Raw genomic sequence first — 20,398 nt, 5'->3', positions numbered from 1 at the left:
CCGGACGCGGCCCCGCGCTGGGATCACTCGCGGATGACGGCAGCCACGGCGCTGACCTCGATGAGCGCTCCGGGAACTCCGAGACCGGCCACGATCGCAGCGGTGACCAGGGGCGGTGCGCCCTCGCGCGCGAGCCTCGAGGCGACGGCTCCGTAGGCCGCGCGCAGGTCGGCGTCCTGATGGATCAAGACCGTCCAGCTGATCACATCGTCGAGCCCCGCACCAGCGGACTCGAGGGCGATGCGGGCGTTCTCGACGGCGCGCAGCGATTGCTCGCCGGCATCGGCAGAGACGACCGCTCCGGTGGAGTCGACGCCGTTCTGGCCGCCGACGTAGATCGTGGTCGCGCCCGGGGGCACGACGGCGACGTGGCTGAATGCGGGGCTGACGACGAGGCCCTCAGGGCTGGCGAGTGTGATCTCCATGCCCATACTCTGCACCGGGGCTCCGACGTTCGGAACCCCGGTGTCGAGAAGCGGATCAGAAGCGCAGGAGCACCTTGCCGATGCGACCGGCGGTGTTGCTCGCCTGCACGGCCGCGCCGATGTCGGCGGCGTCGAAGACGCCGGCCACGGGAAGGGTCACGGTGCCGTCGGTGACGCGCTGGACGAGCTCTCCGAACAGCTCGCCCCGCGTGCCGGGGTCGAGGCTGGGCATGACCTTGCTGCCCCAGAAGCCCTTGACCGTGGCCTGCTTGAAGATGACGTCGGACGAGGCGATCTCCATGACGGGGGAGTCCATCGCTCCGAAGGCCACGAGTGTGGCGCCCTCGGCGAGGAGCGAGAGCACGTCGCCGGCCGAAGAGCCGCCGACCGAGTCGACGCCCGCCACGATCGGCGCGCCACCGGTGAGGCGTGCGACCTGCTCCCGCCAGTCGTCCTGATCCGTGGCGACGACGCCTTCGATACCCTGCGTGCGGAGCTCGTCGACGCCCGCGGTGCGGCGGACGAGCCCGACGACGTTGATGCCGCGTGCGGCACCGAGCTGCGCGAGCATCCGGCCCACGGCACCGTTCGCCGCGTTCTGAACGATCCATTCGCCCGGCTTCACGTCGAGGAAGCGCAGCAGGGTGATGGTGCTGAACGGCATCGAGACCAGCTGCGCGGCGTCTTCATCGGAGAGCGCGTCGGGCACGGGGATCAGACCGGCGGCGTTCGCGAGGAAGTACTCGGACCACGCACCGAAAGTGCCACCCGTCGCGACGCGCTGACCGACGGTCAGGTGTTCGACGCCCGAGCCGAGGGCGTCGACGACACCGAGCGCCTCGGTGCCCGACGCGGCGGGGAGTTCGGGCTTGAACCCGTAGGTGCCGCGGACGGTCCACAGATCGTGGTTGTGGATGGGGGAGAGGACGGTCCGCAGACGAACCTGCCCGGCTCCGGGCTCCGGCAGGGGGCGGTCTTCGATCCGGAGGACCTGCTCGGGATCGCCGAACGTCTGGTGGATGAGTGCGCGCATGTTCTTTCCGTTCTGGGTGGAGGGATTCAGTGAGTGTCGTCCGCGGGTGCAGGCGCGGCGAGGTCGGCTGTGAGGCGCTGGAGGCGTTCGGTGATGTCGTGCAATTCGCTGATGAGCTCGCGGCGACGCTCGTCGTCGCTCAGCCCGGCGGCTTCGGCGACCGCGCTGTGGATCGGGGCGACTTCGGTGCGAAGCGCCTGCGCGCGCGCTGTGAGCTGCACGGTCACGACCCGTTCGTCGGCCTCGCCGCGGACCCGAGTGACGAGGCCGGCCTGTTCCAGCCGACGGACGAGGGGTGAGAGCGTGCCGGAGTCGAGGTGCATCAGTGCGCCGAGCGAGCCGATCGTCTGCTCGCCTTCGATCCACAGCGCGGCCAGAACCAGGTACTGCGGGTAGGTCAGCCCCCAAGGAGCCAACAGGGCGCGGTACGCCTGCGTGGTCGCCCGAGAAGCGGAGTACAGCGAGAAGCACACCATTTCATCCGTCATGACCATCCGTCGAGTATCGCACACAATTCAGTTGTGCACAATTTAAGCTCGATCACGAGACCGGTCGAGCTCAGGAGCGGTCGACCGGCCACCCCTGCCGGGTGAGATGTGCCGCACGACGAGACCCGCCCGCAGTACGCTCGGCCAGACGACCATTCGGAAGCGGGGAATGCAATGACCAGACCGACCTGGCTGTTCAGCACACTCTCGGGCTACCGGAGCAAGTGGATCGTGCGAGACGTGATCGCCGGGCTCTCCGCCGGTGCCGTGGTGATCCCGCAGGCGATGGCATACGCGACGATCGCCAATCTTCCGGTTCAGGTGGGTCTGTACACATGTATCCTGCCGATGGTGGTCTACGCATTCCTCGGCGGCAGTCGGGCGATGAGTGTTTCGACCACCTCCACCATCGCTACGCTCACGGCGACGACCCTCGTGTCCGCCGGAATCGCCGCCGGCGCGGAGGACGCGATCGGCTCACTGATGATGCTGACGCTGCTGGTCGGGGTGATCCTGCTCCTCGCCCGGCTCTGCCGGCTCGGCTCCCTCGTCGAGAACATCAGCGGCGCCACTGTTCTCGGACTCAAGATCGGGGTCGGTGCGACGGTGGCCGTCGGGCAGCTGCCGAAACTGCTGGGCGAGACCTACAATTTCTCGGGGCACGGGTTCTTCCGATCGTTGGCCGCCGTCGGGGAGGCGTTCGGCAGTGTCAACTGGCCGACGGTGGCGCTGTCGACAGGCTCGGTGGTGCTGCTGGTCGTCCTGAAGCGCTGGGCGCCGAAGATCCCCGGCACCCTCGTCGTCGTGGTCGGGGGCATTCTCCTGGTTTGGCTCGGCGGAATCGACCGACTCGGAGTGGGCCTCATCGCCGCCGTTCCGAGCGGCCTGCCCGTTCCCGGATTGCCCGACCTGACGCAGGCGACGGCGCTCGTTCCCGGCGCCCTCGCGATCGCGGTGATGGCGTTCCTCGAGTCCGCGGCGGTCGCTCGGAGCCTTCGCACCGCGGCCGAACCGCAGATCGACAGTGATCAGGAGCTCCTCGCCACCGGAGCGGCGAACTCGATCGGTGCCTTCTTCGGTACCATGCCAGCGGCGGGAGGATTCTCGCAGAGCGCGGTCAACCAGAGTGCTGGAGCGCGATCGCAGCTGGCAACGGTCGTCACGGTCGCGCTCGCCGTGCTCGTCGCCCTCTTCCTCGGCCCGGTGCTCAGCCTGATGCCGGAGGCCACTCTGGCTGCGATGGTCTTCGTCGCGGTCGCGGGTCTCATCAACATCCCGGAGCTGGTGCGCTGGGCCCGCATCAGTCGGATGGACTTCTGGATCGCGCTCTCGGTCGCGGTCATCGGGCTCACCGCGGGGCTGCTCCCGGCCGTCGCTGTCGGAGTCGTGGTGACGCTGATCCTTGTGTTGCGTGAGGCGAACATCCCGAAGATCCGCGTGGTGGGACGGATCGGCGGGGTGCTCGGCGTCCACCTGGAGCGAGGGCTGTACACCGCGAACGCGCTGGTCAATGAGCGCAGGCTCCTCGAGATCGTCGACGGCGAGGAGGAGACGATCGCCGCCCTCGTGCTCGGGATGAGGCAGCAGGACGTCATGACGATCACCGTGCTCGAGGCGCTCGAGAACCTCGACCGCGAGCTCTCCCAGCGCGGCACGAAACTCCACTTGGCGGCGCTCCCTGCCCCGGCGGCAGAAGTCGCCGGGCGCACGGCGTGGTTCACCGCCCTGCGGTCCGCTGGCCGCGTGCATGACACGGTTCGGGAAGGGATGGATGTGGCCGTCGCCGCCCGCCGCGCAGAAGCGCCGGGAGGTGCCGTTCACCCTGGTGAAGTCGACGAAGCGCGCTGACGGCTGGTCACGGGGTGCCTAGGCTGAGCCGCGAGGGTGCGCGGCGCAGGCCGCCGTCGACATGGGCGAACAGGGGGACGGGCATGCGAACAGGCCTTCGGATGACGTCGGCGAGGCGGTCAGGGTGGACGACCGGGTCGGCCTGACGTGGCGGTGGGCGAGATTCGGTCTCGGCATCGCTTTCGCCCTGCCCGCCATGGCCGTCGCTCCCTTCAGTTCGACGCTCGGTCTCGCCCTCGCCGTCGGTGTGCTTCCCGCGGCGGCGTTCCGGCTTCCGCCGCGGCGACACAGTCGCGCGGTCATCCTCCTCGTCGGCGGTCTCAGCGCGGTCGGGCTGCTCGTGGGTTCACTGCTCGCCACCGTGCCCGCCGTCGCGGTCGTCGCAGTTTTCGGCGCGGCCGTGCTCGCGTGCGTCAACGCGGTCCGCGGGCGACTGGCTCAGCTCGTACTGATCCTCGTCCTGCCGATGGTCGGCATCGGCCTGAGCTTCCCCTGGTCGCCGGCTGCTCTCGGACTCGCGGCGTGCATGGTGGTGGGATCCCTGTACGCGTGGCTCATCTCGCTGTTCTGGCCGGAGCGAGATGACCCGCCGCCGCCCGCAGCACCTGTGCCTCGAGGCCGGGCGATGCTGGTCTACGGGCTCCTGCTCGGCGCTGCGGCCGCGATCGCCGCCGCGGTGGGCTTCCTCCTCGATCTGCAGCACGTCGGCTGGGCGACGGCGGCGGTGCTGCTGGTGATGCGTCCGGCGCGCGGGCAACTCATCTCGCGCAGCATCGGGCGTGCGATCTCGGTGCTCGTCGGTGCCTTCGCCGCTGCCGCTTTCGCGCTCCTCGCGCCGGGAGATCTCCTGATCGGCCTCGTGGTCGGCGTCGTCGTCGGTGCCCTGTGCGCGACCCAGGAGAGCCGCTGGTATGTCGCTCCGGGATTCACGACGTTCATCGCGCTGACTTTCATCCTCGTGAACTCCACGGGGTCGCCGGGAGCACGATTCCTCGAGCGGGTAGTGGAGACGCTTCTCGGCGTCGGGCTGGCACTCTTCTTCGGCGCGGTCGTGCCGTCTCTGCTTTCGCTGCTCGCCCGGCGACGGAGGTCGACCACGGTCTAGACCTTGGTCCCCTCGGAAGTGCTTGAGGCCCTCTCAGCGCGGTGCCATACTGCGGATATCGGCTGACCTGGCGGCGAGCGATGGACCGGGGGGGGTTCCCATGACGAAGAGCATCGGCGACGATGCATCGAGGACGTTCGTCCCCGAGATCGTCGAGGAGAACGTGGTGCGCCCACGACTGCTCGACCGGCTGACCGCCGCGATGGACGAACCGTGGACGTTGACGCTCGTCACCGCGTCAGCCGGAGCGGGCAAGACCAGGCTGCTCGCGCAGTGGGCAGAGGCGATCGGGAGCGAACCGGACACCGCGGTGGTGTGGCTTTCGTTCCAGCGGGACGACGTCGATCTCTCGCTTCTTCGTTCCGCTCTCGAACGGATCGATGACGGGCGTCTCGGCGAGACTCTCGCGAAGGTCCCCCGGGCGGAGACGGACGAAACGGCTCGGTCGCTCGCTCGTGCGCTGCGAACGACCCTCCGAAGGATCGTGATCGTGTTCGACGATGTTCACCTGATCGGGAGTCCGGAGCTGGCCGACATGCTGTCGGCGTTCGTCCACGCGGTCCCCGGCAACGCGCACGTCGTCCTCTCCGGGCGCGGCACCCGGCTGATCCGCGTCGCGCGGCGTCGTATCGCGGGAATCGCGCTCGAGCTCGACAACGCCGACCTGGCGTTCACCCCGGCAGAAGTGAGGTCGCTCTTCCGTGCCAGCGGGATCACCGTCTCGCAGGGAGAGATCACGACGATTCTTCACCGGACCGAGGGATGGGCCGCGGGACTCCGCCTCATGGTGCTCGCCGGGCTGGAGCACCGCGACGCCACGGACACACCGCTCCGCGGGGACGCGCCCGCGCTTGTCGACTACTTCCTCGAGGAGGTCTTCGGCGACCTGGACGAGGAGTTGACGGAGTTCCTTCTCTTCACCTCGGTCCCGGAGGCGTTTTCGCTCGACCTCGCGTACCGGCTGTCGCCCGGTGCTCCCGCCGCTGCCCTCGTCGAGAGACTCATCCAGCTCAGCGTGCTGATGGGCAGGCGGGGCGTGGACCCCGTCTGGTACCACTATCACCCGCTGCTGCGGGAGTTCCTCGCCGCACGCCTGCGGGATCGGGGGCGCGCGGTCGTCGAGCGTCTCGAGAAGGACGCCGCCGAGTGGTTCGCCGAGCAGGAGGCGCATCTTCCCGCACTGCGACACGCCACGCAGAGTTGTGATCCGGCGTGCATGGCCGTGATCCTGCGTCGGTGCGGGATGCAGCTGATCCTGACGGGTCATGCGTGCGAGGTGACGGAGGCGATCAGGGCGATGCCCGCTCCGCTGCGAGCGGATCCCGCGGTGCAGATGCTGATCGCGGCAGCGGAGCTCGCGCGGGGCGATGCCTCCGCCGCGGCCACCGTCCTCGCGACGCTGCGCGACGAAGACGGATCGGCCGTGAGTCGTCAGTGGCTGACCGGCCTCGATCTGCACACCGCCGTGCGCCGCGGAGGCATCGCGCAGGCCCTCGACCGACTCGGACGCGCGTTCGACACCGTCACCGGGGAGTCCCAGCTCGACACCTACGCATTCCTGCAGGCGGCGATGGGTGAGCTGTACGTCGGTCACCTCGACCGCGCAGAGCGCTATGCACGGACGGCCGCAGATCAAGCTCGCGCGGTCGGAGCGGTCGCGGCAGAACTCCAGGCGTCCGCCGTCCTGAACACCAGCGCTCTTTTCCGGGGCAGGATGCGCGACGTCCTCACCGCCGGGTCGCGACTGGACGCGAGGTGGCGCGAACTCGGTGAGCCCGACGACGCCTTCTACGAGGTGACGAGAGTGTGGCGGTGCTGGGTGCCGTATGAACGCCTGCAGGCGATCGACGCGGAGCAGACGATGCGCGCAGCAGCGGCGATCATCGACTCGGGTTCCGAACCCGCGATCTCGAGGGGGCTGAGTGGGCTGGTGGCGCTGCTCGACACCGACGGCGCCGCGGATCCGCGCGCGGCCGCCAGCATGCTGCTCGAGACGCTCGTCCCTCGCGATGACATGCCGCTTCCTCCGCACTGGTATGCGATGGTGGGCGTGTTCGCCGTGCACGCGTTCGACCGGCTGGGCGAGCCGAATCTCCGGGATCAGTTCATCGCCGACACCGAGCGCGCGCTTGGCACGAGTGGCGAGGTGGTCGTCCTCCGCGCGATCGCTGCCCTGCACGACCATCGGCACGCGGAGGCGCGCGAGACTCTCGCCCCCGTCCTCGACGGCTCGACGACGTGTGCGCTGCCGGCATCCCTGGTGGACGCCTGGCTGGTGGCGGCCGCGCTCGATGTGCACGGCGGAGACTCCGAGAGGGCTCAGGCCTCGCTCTCGCTGGCGCTGTCGCTGGCCGAACCGGAGGAACACGTCCGGCGCATCGCGGCAGCCGATCAGGCTGTGCTCCGGCTCCTGGGCGCACGGGCTACCGCCGGAACCCGGACCCGTTTCGCCGACACCGTCCGGGAGCGACTCGTCGCAGCGGGGCTGCTCGTAGACGAGCAGCTCACGCACCGCGAGCGCATCGTGCTGCTGGCGTTGAGCCGTAACGCGACGCTGCGTCAGATCGCTCAGCAGGAGTTCATCTCCCCGAACACCGTCAAGACGCACGTGCGGAACATCTACCGCAAGCTCGGGGTCTCGGACCGGGACAGCGTGACGGCGGCCGCGCACGCACTCGGGATCGAGTAGCGCTCGCGGCCGCCGTGGGGCAGTCGATCAGTCGCGCGCCAGTGCCGCCGCCAGGTGCGCTTCGAGGTCGAGGTAGGCGTCGTCGGCGATGTCGAACACGACCTTCGTGATCTCACCGCCGGCGAAGTCGAACCCGTAGCCGTACAGGGACGAGACGGGGTCGGCACTGTCCCGACCGATCGTCAGTCCCTCGCCGCAGAGCGAGAAGTGCCCGAGAACCGTGCGGATGCGCTTTTCGCCGACCACCTGGTCGTCGATGTACAGCTTCACCGGACCGACGCCCTCACGGTGCTCGCCCATGCCCTCCTTCGTGAACTCGACGCCGATGATGTGCGTGCCTGATGTCGGCACCGGGGCCGAGACGCGGTCTTCGGGCGGGATGCCGAGGAAGTTGTACACGTAATGCACCTGGCCGTCCTTCACGACGAGCGCGTGCCCGCCGAACCGGGAACCGTGGGCGAAGATGACGCCCTCCGTCTCCGGGGTGAACTCGACCTCGGCGGCGATCTTGTACGAGACGCCGTGCGTGTTCGCAGCGGACCGTTCGGGTACCTCGCTCGTGCCCGGGTAGTAGACGAACTGTCCCGAAGGCGGTGCGGGCTGGTGGAACTCCATGCCGACGAACGTCTCGAAGTCCTTCGGGTTGCCGATGATCTGCAGGTCGTTCAGCGGCAGCACGTCGTTCGCCTTCGCCTCCTCCATCCAGAGTGCCTTGAGCTCTTCGAGCTTGTCGGGATGCTCCTCGGCGAGGTTCTTCGCTTCAGCACGGTCGACGTCCGTGTGATAGAGCTCCCACTCGTCCTTGTCGAAGTTGCTGACGCCGCTCATGGGCCCGTGGACGGCGACGGCCTTCCAACCCTCATGCCAGATGCCGCGCTGACCGAGCATCTCGTAGTACTGCGTCTTCTTCTCGGTCGGACCTTCCGGTTCGGCGTCGAAGGAGTACGCCATCGACACACCCGAGAGAGGGGTCTGTGCGACGCCGTTGTAGACGTCGGGGAACTCCACCCCGCAGGCCTCGAGGATCGTCGGAACGATGTCCGTCGAGTGGTGGTACTGGTGACGCACTTCGCCGCGTGCCTTCATCCCCGCGGGCCAGTGGATCACGAGCGGGTCGCAGACGCCGCCCTGATAGGTGTAGCGCTTGAACATCTTGTAGGGCGTGGAGAAGGCCGCCGCCCACCCGGTCGGATAGTGGTTGTAGGTGTCGGGCGAGCCGAGCTTGTCGACGAGGCGAAGGTTCTCCGCCTCGTCATCCGGGTAGCCACCGAAGATCTTGCCTTCGTTGACCGAGCCGTTCGGGCTGCCCTCACCCGACGCGCCGTTGTCGGCGCAGTAGAGGATGAGCGTGTTGTCGAGCTGGCCCGATTCCTCGAGGTAGTCGACGATGCGTCCGACCTGCGAATCGGTGTACTCGCTGAAGCCCGCATAGACCTCGGCCATCCGCGAGAACATCGCCTTCTCCTCGGCGTTCAGGCTGTCCCACGGCCGCACCTCGTCGGTGGGGTTGAACGTGCCGTCGGGCATCGGGTTCAGCGCCGTCAGATCGGTGTCCGCCGGGACGATCCCCTTCTCGATCATCCGGCCCAGCACCCAGTCGCGGTATGCCTCGTAGCCGTCGTCGAACTGGCCCTTGTACTTGTCGATGTATTCCTGCGGGGCGTGGTGGGGCGCGTGATTCGCGCCCGGGCAGAACCAGAGGTACCAGGGCTTGTCCGGCTCGGTCTGCTTGACGTCGCGGATCATCGTGAGCGCTTGGTCGGCGAGATCCTTCGACAGGTGATACCCCTGCTCGGGGAGGTACGGCTGATCGATGTAGTGATTGTCCTCGGCCAACGACGGGTACCAGTTGTTGGTCTCGCCGCCGATGAAGCCGTAGAACCGGTCGTAGCCCTGCGCCAGCGGCCAGTGCTTCTTCGAGGCGCCTGCCGTCCACTCGTCGATCGGCACGTTGTGGTTCTTGCCGACCCAGAACGTCGACCATCCGGCGTCGCGCAGCACGTGCGCCATGGTGACGTTCGAATCAGGGATGTGGGAGTTGTATCCCGGGAACCCGGTGGAGGATTCGGAGATCGTGGCGAACCCGTTGAGGTGATGGTTTCGTCCGGTCAGGAATGTCGAGCGCGTCGGCGAACACAGTGCGGTCGTGTGCCACTGCGAGTAGGTGAGGCCGTTCTGCGCAAGCCGATCCATGGTGGGCATGTTGATCCGCCCACCGTACGGGGACCACGCCGCCATGCCGGTGTCGTCGTAGAGCACGACCAGTACGTTCGGTGCCCCGGCCGGTGGCGTCGACGCCCGGTAGGCGTCCCAATCCGCGACCGAGTCACGCACGTCGAGTTCGATCTTGCCCTGGAAGTCGCGAGCCATTGCCGGTTCCCTTCACCTGTCGGAACGATGTCTATCCGCACAGTACTGCGGCGCGATGGCTGCTGTCACCGGGGGAGTGCGACGTTCATCCGGGTGATCCCCGATGCATCGCGGCAAAGGGTCTCGTCGGAGGGGCGACGTCGGTCACTCAGAGCAGACCCGCGAGTGCCTTCTGCAGCTGGAGAGCGCCGATCACGAGGAGCAGGGCCGCATTGAGGACGTGCGTGTTTCCGGCGATCCACGTTCGTACCCGGTCGAGCAGCGGTTCAGCATCGCGGCCGCGCACGACGACGTACACCACCGGAAGCGCGATCGGGAGAGTGCCCACCACGACGAACGCCGCAGCGATCCAGAGCCCCGCCGCCGCATCCACGTCGGACAGGGTGATGTCGAGGGCGGCGAGGATGGCGCACGACGCGTCGACCGGGTTGAGCACGAAGAGCCCGATGCCGAGGAGGAACGTGCGCCCGGGGCGGAACGACTCGACCGAGTGCAGCCAGCCGGGCAGCTGGGGCGACGCGGCGACGACATCGCGCGGGGTCGAAGCGGCAGCCATCCGCAGGACGTGTGCGCGGCCCTTCCGATACACCCAGACGGCAGCGACCACCAGGAAGAGACCGACGAGCAGACGCACGAGGGGGACCCACAGGGGTGGCTCCGCGCGTTGGTGCACCTCCAGCACCGGGAACAGCCAGAGGAACAAGGCCATGAGGCCGGCGAGCCCGAGGAACCACCCGAGCAGATACGCGATCCCGTTGGCGCGGGCATTCTGCGAGAGCAGGACGGCGACGAGCGCCATGATGGCGAGCGGACTCAGCACCACGCCGAGAGCGACGGGAACGAGGTCCAGGATCAGCTCGCCCATATCCTCGTTCCTCCTTCTGGTTCCCCGGTCCGGCCCTAGAAGCTCCCGATGCCCTTGCCGAGCATCGAGACACCGATCACCAGCAGCAGCACGGCCATGATGACGGCGTTCTCGGTGGCGAGCCAGCCGCGGAGGGCGTCGAGCGGACCGCGAAGGCGGTCGGCGGCGAGGAGATATCCGATGACCGGGACCAGCACGGTCGACGCGGCGATGAGCGTGTAGATGACGATCACCACGACGACGGATCCGGCAGGAAGCGACGCCGCGCCGATGTCGGTGCCGGCGCCCGCCGCCATGATCAGGTTCTTCGGGTTCACGGCGGACAGCAGGAAGCCGAGTCCGAGCGCGACCGGGAAGGTGACCGTGTCGATGGCCTTCATCCACTTCGGGAGGGCGGCCTCTTCCCCCGCCTTCGGCCGCTTGCGCCACTGTCCGGACGCGAGGACGAGAAGCAGCAGGCCGAGAACGAGCTGCACCACGCCGCGGATCGGGTGGGAGACATCGGGATCGTCATCCGGCAGGATCGACGACAGCAACGTGAACACCGTGACCGCGGCCACGATCCCGACGACCCAGCCGAGGAGGAAGCCGACGCTCGTCACCCGCGCTTTGGGGGAGAGCAGCATCAGGATCGCGGCGATGATCGGTATCGGGCTGATCGCGACGCCGAGAGCGAGCGGAAGAATGTCTCCGACGACGGGTCCCATCACTGGCCTTCTCTCTCTGAACGCTGTGATCCCGAGGTCGTTCGGGTGAGGTCGCTGATCGCTGCGCGATTGGTCGCATAGACCTGCTCCGACTCGAGCAGACCGAGCCCCGTGAGTCGGTGCAGCGTATTCGGCCGGACTCGACTGAACGCGAGCGAGATAGAGCCGGCGGCGAGCCACTTCTTGAGCGAGTCGAACGACTCCGCCCCGGTGACGTCGACGTCGGTCACGGCCTCCATGTCGACCACGAGGTGCTGGACGGATCCCTCACCGGCCGAACGGATCGCGTCCTTCACCGCCGTCGAGAACACGGCCCCGTTGGCGAAGAACAGCGGAGCGGCCAGGCGGATGACGATCACGCCCGGAGCGGTCACGGTTCCTGCAGGTGCATCCTCCAGCAGCGACTCGCCCGGATCGCCGCTGGATTCGAGGACGTCGATGGCGGGGTTCGAGGCACGGCGCGCGATGTTGATGAGCGCGAGCACGAACGCGACCAGGATGCCGGGGATGGAACCGACGAAGAGGGTGACCAGGAAGCAGGTCGCCCCGATGAGGAACTCGAACCGATCCTTTCGCCACAGATCGATGAAGTCGCGGATACCGAGCAGGGGGATGATCGCCACCCCGACGATCGCGCCGATGGCGGGCGACGGGATGTCTGCCAGCAGCGCGGTGCCGAATAGGAGCAGCAGGAGTGTGCCGGCCGCGAGGATCAGGGCCGGGAACTGCGTGCGCGATCCCGCCTGATCCATCGCCGCCGTTCGCGAGGTCGATGATCCGACGGCGAAGCTGCCCTGGGCTCCCGCGGCGACGTTGGCGATGCCGAACGCGAAGAGATCGCGGTTCGCATGGAACGGGTAGCCGTGCTTCTCGGAGTACGAGCGCGAGACCAGGAGCCCTTCCGCCGTGGTGACCAGCGTCAGTGCGATCGCGGACGGCACCAGCGCGAGCCAGAGCGTCCAGTCGATCATCGGCCAGGTGAGCACGGGCGGACCCGCCGGAACCTCGCCCAGTACGTCGACACCGCGTTGGTCGAGCCCCGTGAGCACGACCACGAGTGTCGTCGCCACGAGCACGATCAGCGCCCAGGGGACGGCGCGGAGGTAGCGGCGCCCCAGCAGCAGGACGGCCACCGAGCAGACCGAGATCAGGACGGCCCAGCCGTTGAGGGTCGTGATGCCTCCGATGAGGTCAGCGACCTTACCCGTGAACTCCTTGCCGGAGTCGATCTTGACGCCGAGCATCTTGGCGACCTGGCTGACCATGATGTCCAGCGCGAGGCCGCCGACGAATCCGACCAGGATCGGCTTGGAGAGGAAGTTCGCCAGGAATCCGAGCTTGAACACGGCCAGGAGCACGAACATGCCGCCGCAGATGATCGCCTGCGCGAGGGCGAGTGTCGCGTAGTCGGCGCTGCCGGCCGCGGCCAGTCCGCCGATCGAGGACGCGACCAGTGCGGCCGCGGCGGCGTCGGGGGAGGCGACCAACTGCCGGGAGGACACGACCAGCGCATACACGATGGTCGGGACGATGAGGGCGTAGAGACCCGCGGTGGGCGGGAGCCCCGCGATCTGCGCGTAGCCGATGTTGAGGGGGATGGCGATGGCGAGCAGAGTGACGCCGGCGGTCAACTCCGTGACGAAGTTGCGCCTGGTCAGCCCCGCGAGCGGACGTTGCACGTCGTCTCCCTTCGGGCGCGCCCCGGCCGAGCGCGTCGACGTCCACGATCCCACCGAGGCGGATCCGGCGACCACGTCTGGATCGCAACCTCCCCCGGGTGATTTACGGTCGCCATGATCAGCCCTGCGCCTCGGGAGCTCGGCTTCCACGACGCCGCAGGAGGCCGCGGCCGCCGGTCACCGGCACAGGATCGGGCTCGGGCTCGGGCTCGGGCGGCACCGCGGTGCGGTCACCCGAGAGCCAGCGCAGCCACGTCGCCTCGGGGTCTCCCTCGAAGACGAGAGCGCGGGCGAGCAGCGTGAGCGGGATGGAGAGGATCGCACCGAGCGGGCCTATGATGAACGTCCAGAAGATCACGGAGAAGAAGCTCAGGGTGAGGCTGAGGTCCACGGCATCGCTGACGAACTTCGGCTGCACGAGCACCTGGAGCACCACGTTCACGATGCTGTAGACGGCGATGACGCCGAGCAGAAGCGGCCAGCCCCCGACCACGAAGGCGAGGATCGCCGGGGGGACGAGTCCGATGACGAAGCCGACGTTCGGGATGAAGTTCGTGACGAAGGCCAGGATCGCCCACACGACCGGAGCCGGGATGCCCATCCACCACAGGGCCAGGCCGTCGATGACGGCGACGATCGCCCCGAAGGTGGCGTTGACGATGTAGTACCGGCGGATGCCCGAGTTGAGATGTGCAATTCTCGCCAGAACCGGTCCCTTTGTCGCGCCGAAGAGGGCGGGGGCCTGACGATAGCGCGCCGCATCGATCGCCATGAAGATGATGTAGGCGCAGACGAAGAACAGGGCGGTCGCGACGCTGAGTACGGTGCCTCCCACGCTTCGCGCGACACCGAGCAGCGTCTCCGGATCGAGGATCGAGGTAGCGGCATCCGAGGCCTCTTCGTCCAGTCCGAGCGTCTGCAGCCATCCCACCAGCTCGGTGGCGGTGTTCTCCAGACCGCCCTGAGACACCAGGTCGCCGATGAGCCGCGCGAACTGCGTGCCGGCGAGCCAGAGCAGAGCGCCCATCGACAGCAGGATCAGATAGGCGACGACGATGACGGCCGTGGTGCTGGCCCACTGCGGCCAGCCGCGGCGATCGAGTGGGCGTCGGAGCGGCTCGCAGATGATCACGATCACGATCGCCAGCGCGATCGGACCGAAGAGATCCCGTGCGAAGTACACGCCGGCCAGCGTCAGCACGCTCGCGGCGAGCACGAGGAGCACCCGCAGGCTGGGGGAGAGCGAGCGGTCGGTGGTGCGCTCGGGCGCAGGCGAGGGGGTCACGCGGCCAGCGTAGCCCTCGGCTGGGCGGGAGTCCGGTCGCCTCGCGGACGGCGTACCGGCGGCCCGGGCGCTCAGAACGGCTCCGGCGGGACGAGGGGAGGTGGCCCCTGCTCGGACACGACCACGGCACGCACTCCTGCCGTCTCGAGTGCCTCCGCGACGCCACGCACGGCGCCGGAGATCACGGCGCTGCCGTGCAGCGGGTGATGCCAGATCTGGAGCGTCAGCGTCCACCGATCGGGCGAGATCGCGCCGATTCGCACGTTCGGGTGCTCGCGCGCGTGCACGCCATCGACACTGCGTGCTGCCGCTGTGATCGCCGTGATCACGTCGTCCAGGTCGAGTTCCGCCGATCGGGCGATGCGGATGTCGACGTCGCTCCGTCGCGCGCCGTGACGCGAGTCGTTCACCAGGACCCCGGTGAGGAGCGCGGCGTTCGGCACGTGCACCGTGAGGCCGTCGACGGTGGTGAGGATCACGGAGCGTCCGTTGAGCTCCTGCACGGTCCCGCGGATCACGCCGTCCGGGCCTTCGATCCCGATCTCCTCGCCGATCTTCACCGATTGGCGGGATTGGATGAGCACGCCGGCGGCGAAATTGTCTGCGACGCCGCGCAGCACCAGGATCAGCACGACCACGGCGATCGCCGTCATCGCCAGCAGAGGCTGCACGTTGGCCCCGAGGAACGCCAGCCCGACGCCGATGCCGACCAGGAGGAGGGCGTACTGCGTGAAACGGGCGGCCAGCTGCGACACCGAGTCGGAGATCCCTGGCGTCCGAGCCGCCAGCTTGAGCACACCCTTGCGGGCGAAGCGCGACAGCAGCCAGCCGATGAGCACCGACACGATCGCGAGCACGATCTGCCACGCAGACAGCCCGTCGGGGAACAGGTCGCCCAGCGTCATGATCCTCGGCCCCTCGGGGGCAGCCTTCGGCTCGTCCGCCTCATAGGACCAGGATGGGCCGCGTGGCTCCCCGGCGCTCCGGAAGGTCACCCCACACGGGTGACCTCCACGCGACAGGCATCGTGTGGCACCTCCAGCATTGCCGCATGGAAGATCGGCCCGCCCCCGCTCACGACCGCAAGTACGGAGTGCTCGAGGTCAGCACGGTGCTCCTGCTCTCCATCACAGCGGTCATCACCGCCTGGTGCGGCTTCGAGGCATCGAAGTGGGGCGGCGAGATGTCGATCGCGTTCAGTCAGGCGTCAAGCGCGCGGGTGCAGGCGGCCTCGGCCGAGTCGACTGCCCAGGCCGCCCGGCAATACGACCTGACGATCTACACCGAGTGGGTGCTCGCCGAGCGGGAGGGGCAGGACGATCTCGTCGAGTTCATCGAGGCCCGCTTCACTCCGGAGTTCGCTGCGGCGTTCGACGCCTGGGACGACGCGGGGCGGGAGGCGGACGGTCCGTTCGCCATGGACGAGTACGTCCCACCAGGTGAGTCGGAGGCGGCTGAGCTGAACACCCGGGCCGACGAGAAGTTCGACGAGGCACTCCGGAACAATCAACGCGGCGACGACTATTCGCTCCTGACCGTCCTCTTCGCACTCGTGCTGTTCTTCGCCGCCCTCTCCCAGAACCAGCGCGCTCGGTGGCGGCGCACCGTCTTCCTCTCCCTCAGCGGTGTGCTCGCCGTCGTGGGCATCGTCGTCCTGGCCACCTTTCCCATCAAGATCTGACCCGCGACCCGCATCGCCCCGCGCGGATGAGCCGCCGAAGCCGACGCCGAAGCGGAGAAGGAGACTGAGAGCATGTCCACGACGCCAGCAGGCCACGATCTCCTCACGGAAGCCCGCTCGCGCGGAGCCACACGAGAGCGCGCTCGGGAGGCCATCGGGCTTCAGATCTCGATCGTCGCGTTCGTGCTCGCGGCCCTCGTCGCGCTGCCCGTCTTCCGGTTGCAGTCGGCTCCCATCGCCGGCCCGGACTCCCTGGGCCAGTTCGCGGCGCTGATGTCCGCGGTCACCGCGATCGTCGTCTTCGTGCTCGGACGCGTCATCGCAGCCGACCCCGCCCGGCGGAAGCGGCTCGGCGCGCTCGACGTCGTCGACATCGCCGCATTCGCCTTCGCCCACGCCATGATCGCCCTGCTCGGGTGGACCCTGGCCGCCACGATCGTCGAGGCAGGGTTGATCGGAGCCGTCGTGTTCCCGCTCCCGGCGCTGATGCTGGCCGGCGCCGCCGCCGCTCTCACCGCCTACGTGACGTACTACTCGGCGACGCACCTCGACCTGCAGCTGCTGGCCACCGTGCTCGCGGTGTTCCTCGTGTTGGGCGTGCTGGCGAGCATGCTCACAGCGAGCGATCCGCAGTGGTGGAAGGAGAATCTGAGCGCCCTCGGCATGACGGACGACCTCTCCGCCCGGGCCTTCAACCTCACGCTGATCATCGCGGGGATCCTCGTGACGACGTTGGCGCGCTACGCGACGAAGGGGATTCCGACGACCCACCCGCGCGGGGCTGCCTCCGTGCGCACGTGCCTCGTGATCGTCGGCATCTTCCTCGGTCTCGTCGGAGTCTTCCCGGTGGACGAGCACTTCGCCCTGCACACCGGAGTGGCGTCGGGGATGGTGGTCGCCTACGCGGTGCTCGTCGTCGCCGTCCGCTGGTGGGTGCCCGGCGTCTCGCGCACCTTCCTGCTCGTCGGCTACGTGTTCACCCTCCTGATCCTTCTCCTCTCGGTGTTCTTCGCCGTCGGCTACTACACGCTGACCGCTGTCGAGCTCGTGGCGGGAACCCTGGTGTTCACGTGGATCATCCTGTTCATCCGCACCGCCGATGCGCTCAAACGCGACGCGGGAACCGGCGCGGCGGACTGAAATATCACCCGGGGGAGGCCCTTGAGGTCGCCTCTGTGCCGCCACTAGCTTTGGTGCCATGTCGCCCCCCGTACGACCGACGACGCCGGGACCCGCAGTGCGCTATCGCCCACCGGGCCCCCAACCCGGTGCGATCCGCCGCGAACGAGTGAGCTCCGCGATCGCCGATGCGGTGGGAGAACACCCGCTCACCGTCGTCAGTGCCCCCAGCGGCTTCGGCAAGACGACGGCCGCCGCGGATTGGGCGTCCGGCCTCGAGCAGGTGGCCTGGCTCGGGCTGAGCTCCTTCGACTCCGACCCGTCGCGTCTGACGCAGGGCGTCGTGCACTCCCTGCTCGTCGGAGCCCAACGTGCGGGTCAGCCGCTCGCGCTGGCGCGCGACCTCGATGACCCCGAGCACGCCTACCAGGAGATCTGCGGTGCCCTCGAAGACCTCGACACCCGTGTGCACCTGATCGTCGACGACGCCCAGCGCGCGGGAGAAGACTGGCGGCGTGGGCTGCTCGGGATGCTCGCCGAACAGACGCCGGAGAATCTGCGGGTCGTGCTGGTCGGCACGACGCTTCTCGAGGTCACTCTCTCCCGGCATCGCATCACACATCCGGACTCCTTCATCGGAGTGGAGACCCTCAGCTTCACCGCGCCGGAGGTGAAGCTCCTCCATGCAGGGGCGAAGGGGCTCGCCGCCGAGACGATCTTCGACGAGACGCAGGGCTGGCCGATCGCGGTCCGGCTCATGATGATCGGCGGAGCCCGCCCTGACGCCCGCGCACAGAGCGCATCGAGCTTTCTCGGGAGCTACGTGCGCGAGCACGTGCTCGGGGCGCTGTCGGCGGAGATCGCCGACTTCGTGCTCGACGGAAGCGTCTGCGGCGAGCTGACTCCTGAGCTCGCCGCCGCCGTGACGGGACGCCCGGACGCGGCGGAGCTGCTCGAGACCTGCGTGCGCCTCGGCCTGTTCCTCGATCGGTTCGACGGCCAGCACGGCGTCGTCTACCGCTGGCATGCGTCCTTCGCCAGGCAATGCGCGGAGATCGTCGCGCTCGATGCCGCGCGCGCCGCAGCCTGCCATCGTCGTGCAGCCGCCGCGCTGGAGACCACGGATCCCACCGCTTCGATCGCGCACTCGCTTCGTGCGGGAGATTCGGAGACCGCGCGCGGGACTCTGCTTCGCCACTGGCTCGGGCTCGTGGTCGGGGCCGGGGCGGCAGAGGTCGAGCGCACCGCGACGGAGATGCTCCGACGCACGCCGGACGACCCTCAGGTGCTCCTGGTGCGCGCGTGCGCGAGCGATGTGCTGGGCGACCATCGCGTCGCACGCGAGCTGTTCCGGCGTGCAGAGGGGGCGATCTCGCGGTCGGGCGACGGAACCGAGCCCGCCGTGCTGCAGATCGCGCGTCTGTTCATCGCGGACGAGCGCGCGGAGGTCGCAGAGGCGAGCGCCAAGGTGCGACGGATGCTGCTCGACGCGGATTCGACCGAGCTCGGGGATCGTGCGGCACTCAATTACCTCCTCGGCTGGACCGAGATCCGGCATCGCGGCAACCCGATGATTCCGCTCGAATACTTCTCGGCCGCGGCGAGGGAGGCGCAGAGCTCCGGCGACCGCGAACTCGCGAAGCGGACGCTGGGACATCTCGCCTTCGGGCAGACCTGGGCCGGACGCCTCATCGATGCGCGGGAGTCGCTGGCCAGGGCGCAGGGCGAGGAGGACGTGAGCCTTCCCTGGAGCACCTATGCCGGAGGGAGCGCTGCGGCGGCCGCCGGGTACGTCGCCTACTGGTCGGGGGAGTTCGCCGAGGCGAGCCGGGAGTTCGGGACCGTGATCGCCAACGGCGGCTCCGACCGCTCTTTCACGAGCATCGCGCGGATGATGATCGCGTACACGGCGTCCGAGACCGGTGATGTCGCGGCGTGTCGTCGCGCGGCGATCGGCGTTCAGGCCATCCCGCTCGAGGTCGTCCATGGCGTCTCCTGGCCGGCGTTCCGCGAGTCGTCCGTCGCTCTGCTCGAGGAGGCGGTCGGCCGGCATGATCGCGCGATGAGGATCGCCCGGAAGTACATCAATTGCCCGGACCTGCCCGTCGTGAACGTCGCGCTCGCCGGTGTGCTGCGTCGCGCCGGCGATTACCCCGCAGCGTTGGAGATGCTGCGATCGTTGCGTGCGTTCGGCGAGGTGTCGTACGTGAAGACCGCGACTTTGCTCACGGCTGCGGTCCTGCGCCGTCATGCCGGGCACCACGACGAGGCGCACGAGCTGTGCGAAGCGGCGGTCGCGGTCGCCGCGGGCGAGAACATCCGGCTGCCGTTCGGGCCGCGTGAGACGGCGGTGCGCAAGCTGCTGGGAGAGCATGTGCATTTCGGCACCCAGTTCGAGGACTTCATCGGCCGCTGTCTCGCCAATGATGCCGCGGGTTCGCTGGTGGAGACGCTCTCAGAGCGGGAGCGCGATGTGTTCCAGCAGCTGCAGACGGCGCGCACGTTGCACGAGATCGCGCGGGAGTTGGCCGTGTCGATCAACACCGTGAAGACACATCAGCGCGCCATCTACCGCAAGCTCGGGGTGTCCTCTCGCCGCGAGGCGGTGCGGACGACCGTCTGACCGACCGGGGCGGACCGAAGCACGCCCGACGGTGGCGTCAGTGTTGGCGCAGCGCCGATGCGAGGACGGTGTTCGCGATCGCCGCGGGAATCGGCTGTGTCGCGAGGATACGATCACCCCGCCGGTCGACGTCGCGGGAGAAGCGCTCGCTCCAGGTCGGCTCGAGCAGTATGAGCGCCGCGACCGACCCGATCGGGAGCCCCGAGGCGAAGTAGCGGGCGTCGTCTTCGCAGACGAGGCCGGGGGTGTCCAGTCCGAGCCCGGCGAGTGTGAACTCATCGGCGTCGACCTCGACGAGACGCCAGTCCTCGATGCCGAGCCGGTGGATGAGGAGGAAATCGAGGAGGCGGATGGCGCCGCTCTCCACCTGCCGGAGCAGGGCTTCGAGGATGTCGGGGCTGAGGCGGTCGTCCTCCAGGCGGACGACGACGAACTCGACGTCGCCGAGCGCCTGCAAGGTCATGTCGACCACCTCAGCCAC

At 68.6% G+C, this 20,398-nt stretch carries 16 protein-coding genes; 6 read left to right on the top strand and 10 right to left on the bottom strand.

The window, feature by feature from the left end:
* Positions 1 to 23: 23 nt before the first annotated feature.
* From DW298_RS15545 to DW298_RS15535, 3 genes are read right to left on the bottom strand one after another with little or no spacing between them, the layout of a single operon-like run.
* Complete coding sequence (locus DW298_RS15545; protein WP_136043374.1) at positions 24 to 425, bottom strand: RidA family protein; 402 nt, start codon at positions 423 to 425, stop codon at positions 24 to 26.
* A gap of 55 nt (positions 426 to 480) precedes the next feature.
* Positions 481 to 1,458 carry a zinc-binding dehydrogenase gene (locus DW298_RS15540; protein WP_136043373.1) on the bottom strand — a complete coding sequence of 326 codons (978 nt, stop codon included), beginning with the start codon at positions 1,456 to 1,458 and terminating at the stop codon, positions 481 to 483.
* 26 nt (positions 1,459 to 1,484) lie between these two features.
* Entirely contained in the window at positions 1,485 to 1,952 is a 468-nt protein-coding gene (locus DW298_RS15535) for a MarR family transcriptional regulator (RefSeq protein WP_240745160.1), read from the bottom strand.
* 168 nt (positions 1,953 to 2,120) lie between these two features.
* On the opposite strand from DW298_RS15535, the gene DW298_RS15530 reads away from it, so the two are divergent.
* The 3 genes from DW298_RS15530 to DW298_RS15520 all read left to right on the top strand — a co-directional run bounded on the left by DW298_RS15530 (position 2,121) and on the right by DW298_RS15520 (position 7,588).
* Positions 2,121 to 3,794 (top strand): SulP family inorganic anion transporter, encoded by a 1,674-nt coding sequence (locus DW298_RS15530; protein WP_240745159.1) that lies wholly within the window; start codon positions 2,121 to 2,123, stop codon positions 3,792 to 3,794.
* 124 nt (positions 3,795 to 3,918) lie between these two features.
* On the top strand, positions 3,919 to 4,899 hold the full coding sequence (locus tag DW298_RS15525; RefSeq protein ID WP_240745158.1) for an FUSC family protein: 981 nt from the start codon (positions 3,919 to 3,921) through the stop codon (positions 4,897 to 4,899).
* 100 nt (positions 4,900 to 4,999) lie between these two features.
* Positions 5,000 to 7,588 carry a LuxR C-terminal-related transcriptional regulator gene (locus DW298_RS15520; RefSeq protein WP_136043371.1) on the top strand — a complete coding sequence of 863 codons (2,589 nt, stop codon included), beginning with the start codon at positions 5,000 to 5,002 and terminating at the stop codon, positions 7,586 to 7,588.
* A 27-nt stretch (positions 7,589 to 7,615) separates the two neighbouring features.
* Here DW298_RS15520 and DW298_RS15515 read toward each other — a convergent pair whose 3' ends face one another.
* The 6 genes from DW298_RS15515 to DW298_RS15490 form a co-directional block, all read right to left on the bottom strand.
* A complete protein-coding gene (locus DW298_RS15515; protein ID WP_136043370.1) occupies positions 7,616 to 9,958 on the bottom strand; it encodes an arylsulfatase in 2,343 nt (780 codons plus the stop codon).
* 148 nt (positions 9,959 to 10,106) lie between these two features.
* The gene (locus tag DW298_RS15510) at positions 10,107 to 10,823 is read right to left on the bottom strand and encodes a GAP family protein (RefSeq protein WP_136043369.1); all 717 of its coding nucleotides are present in this window, start codon (positions 10,821 to 10,823) and stop codon (positions 10,107 to 10,109) included.
* 35 nt (positions 10,824 to 10,858) lie between these two features.
* Positions 10,859 to 11,530, bottom strand: coding sequence for a GAP family protein (locus DW298_RS15505; RefSeq protein ID WP_136043368.1), 672 nt, complete (start codon positions 11,528 to 11,530; stop codon positions 10,859 to 10,861).
* Positions 11,530 to 13,209 carry a solute carrier family 23 protein gene (locus tag DW298_RS15500; protein WP_136043367.1) on the bottom strand — a complete coding sequence of 560 codons (1,680 nt, stop codon included), beginning with the start codon at positions 13,207 to 13,209 and terminating at the stop codon, positions 11,530 to 11,532. Before DW298_RS15500 ends, DW298_RS15505 begins: the two co-directional genes overlap by 1 nt.
* Positions 13,210 to 13,327: 118 nt before the next feature.
* Positions 13,328 to 14,494, bottom strand: a complete 1,167-nt coding sequence (locus tag DW298_RS15495; RefSeq protein WP_240745157.1) for an AI-2E family transporter — start codon at positions 14,492 to 14,494, stop codon at positions 13,328 to 13,330.
* A gap of 71 nt (positions 14,495 to 14,565) precedes the next feature.
* Complete coding sequence (locus tag DW298_RS15490; RefSeq protein WP_136043366.1) at positions 14,566 to 15,399, bottom strand: mechanosensitive ion channel domain-containing protein; 834 nt, start codon at positions 15,397 to 15,399, stop codon at positions 14,566 to 14,568.
* A gap of 146 nt (positions 15,400 to 15,545) precedes the next feature.
* Here DW298_RS15490 and DW298_RS15485 point away from each other — a divergent pair, with 146 nt between their 5' ends.
* From DW298_RS15485 to DW298_RS15475, 3 genes are all read left to right on the top strand, one after another.
* Positions 15,546 to 16,175, top strand: coding sequence for a hypothetical protein (locus DW298_RS15485; protein ID WP_136043365.1), 630 nt, complete (start codon positions 15,546 to 15,548; stop codon positions 16,173 to 16,175).
* Between the two features lie 72 nt (positions 16,176 to 16,247).
* Complete coding sequence (locus tag DW298_RS15480; RefSeq protein ID WP_136043364.1) at positions 16,248 to 17,315, top strand: DUF998 domain-containing protein; 1,068 nt, start codon at positions 16,248 to 16,250, stop codon at positions 17,313 to 17,315.
* A gap of 58 nt (positions 17,316 to 17,373) precedes the next feature.
* Entirely contained in the window at positions 17,374 to 19,917 is a 2,544-nt protein-coding gene (locus tag DW298_RS15475) for a LuxR C-terminal-related transcriptional regulator (RefSeq protein ID WP_240745156.1), read from the top strand.
* Positions 19,918 to 19,954: 37 nt separating this feature from the next.
* Here DW298_RS15475 and DW298_RS15470 read toward each other — a convergent pair whose 3' ends face one another.
* Positions 19,955 to 20,380, bottom strand: coding sequence for a DUF6325 family protein (locus DW298_RS15470; RefSeq protein WP_136043363.1), 426 nt, complete (start codon positions 20,378 to 20,380; stop codon positions 19,955 to 19,957).
* Positions 20,381 to 20,398: the final 18 nt, after the last annotated feature.

It is taken from the genome of Microbacterium sp. A20, from assembly GCF_004794515.1.
In the GTDB taxonomy this organism is placed as follows: Bacteria; Actinomycetota; Actinomycetes; order Actinomycetales; family Microbacteriaceae; genus Microbacterium.
This window is presented reverse-complemented; position numbering and strand designations above follow the sequence as displayed.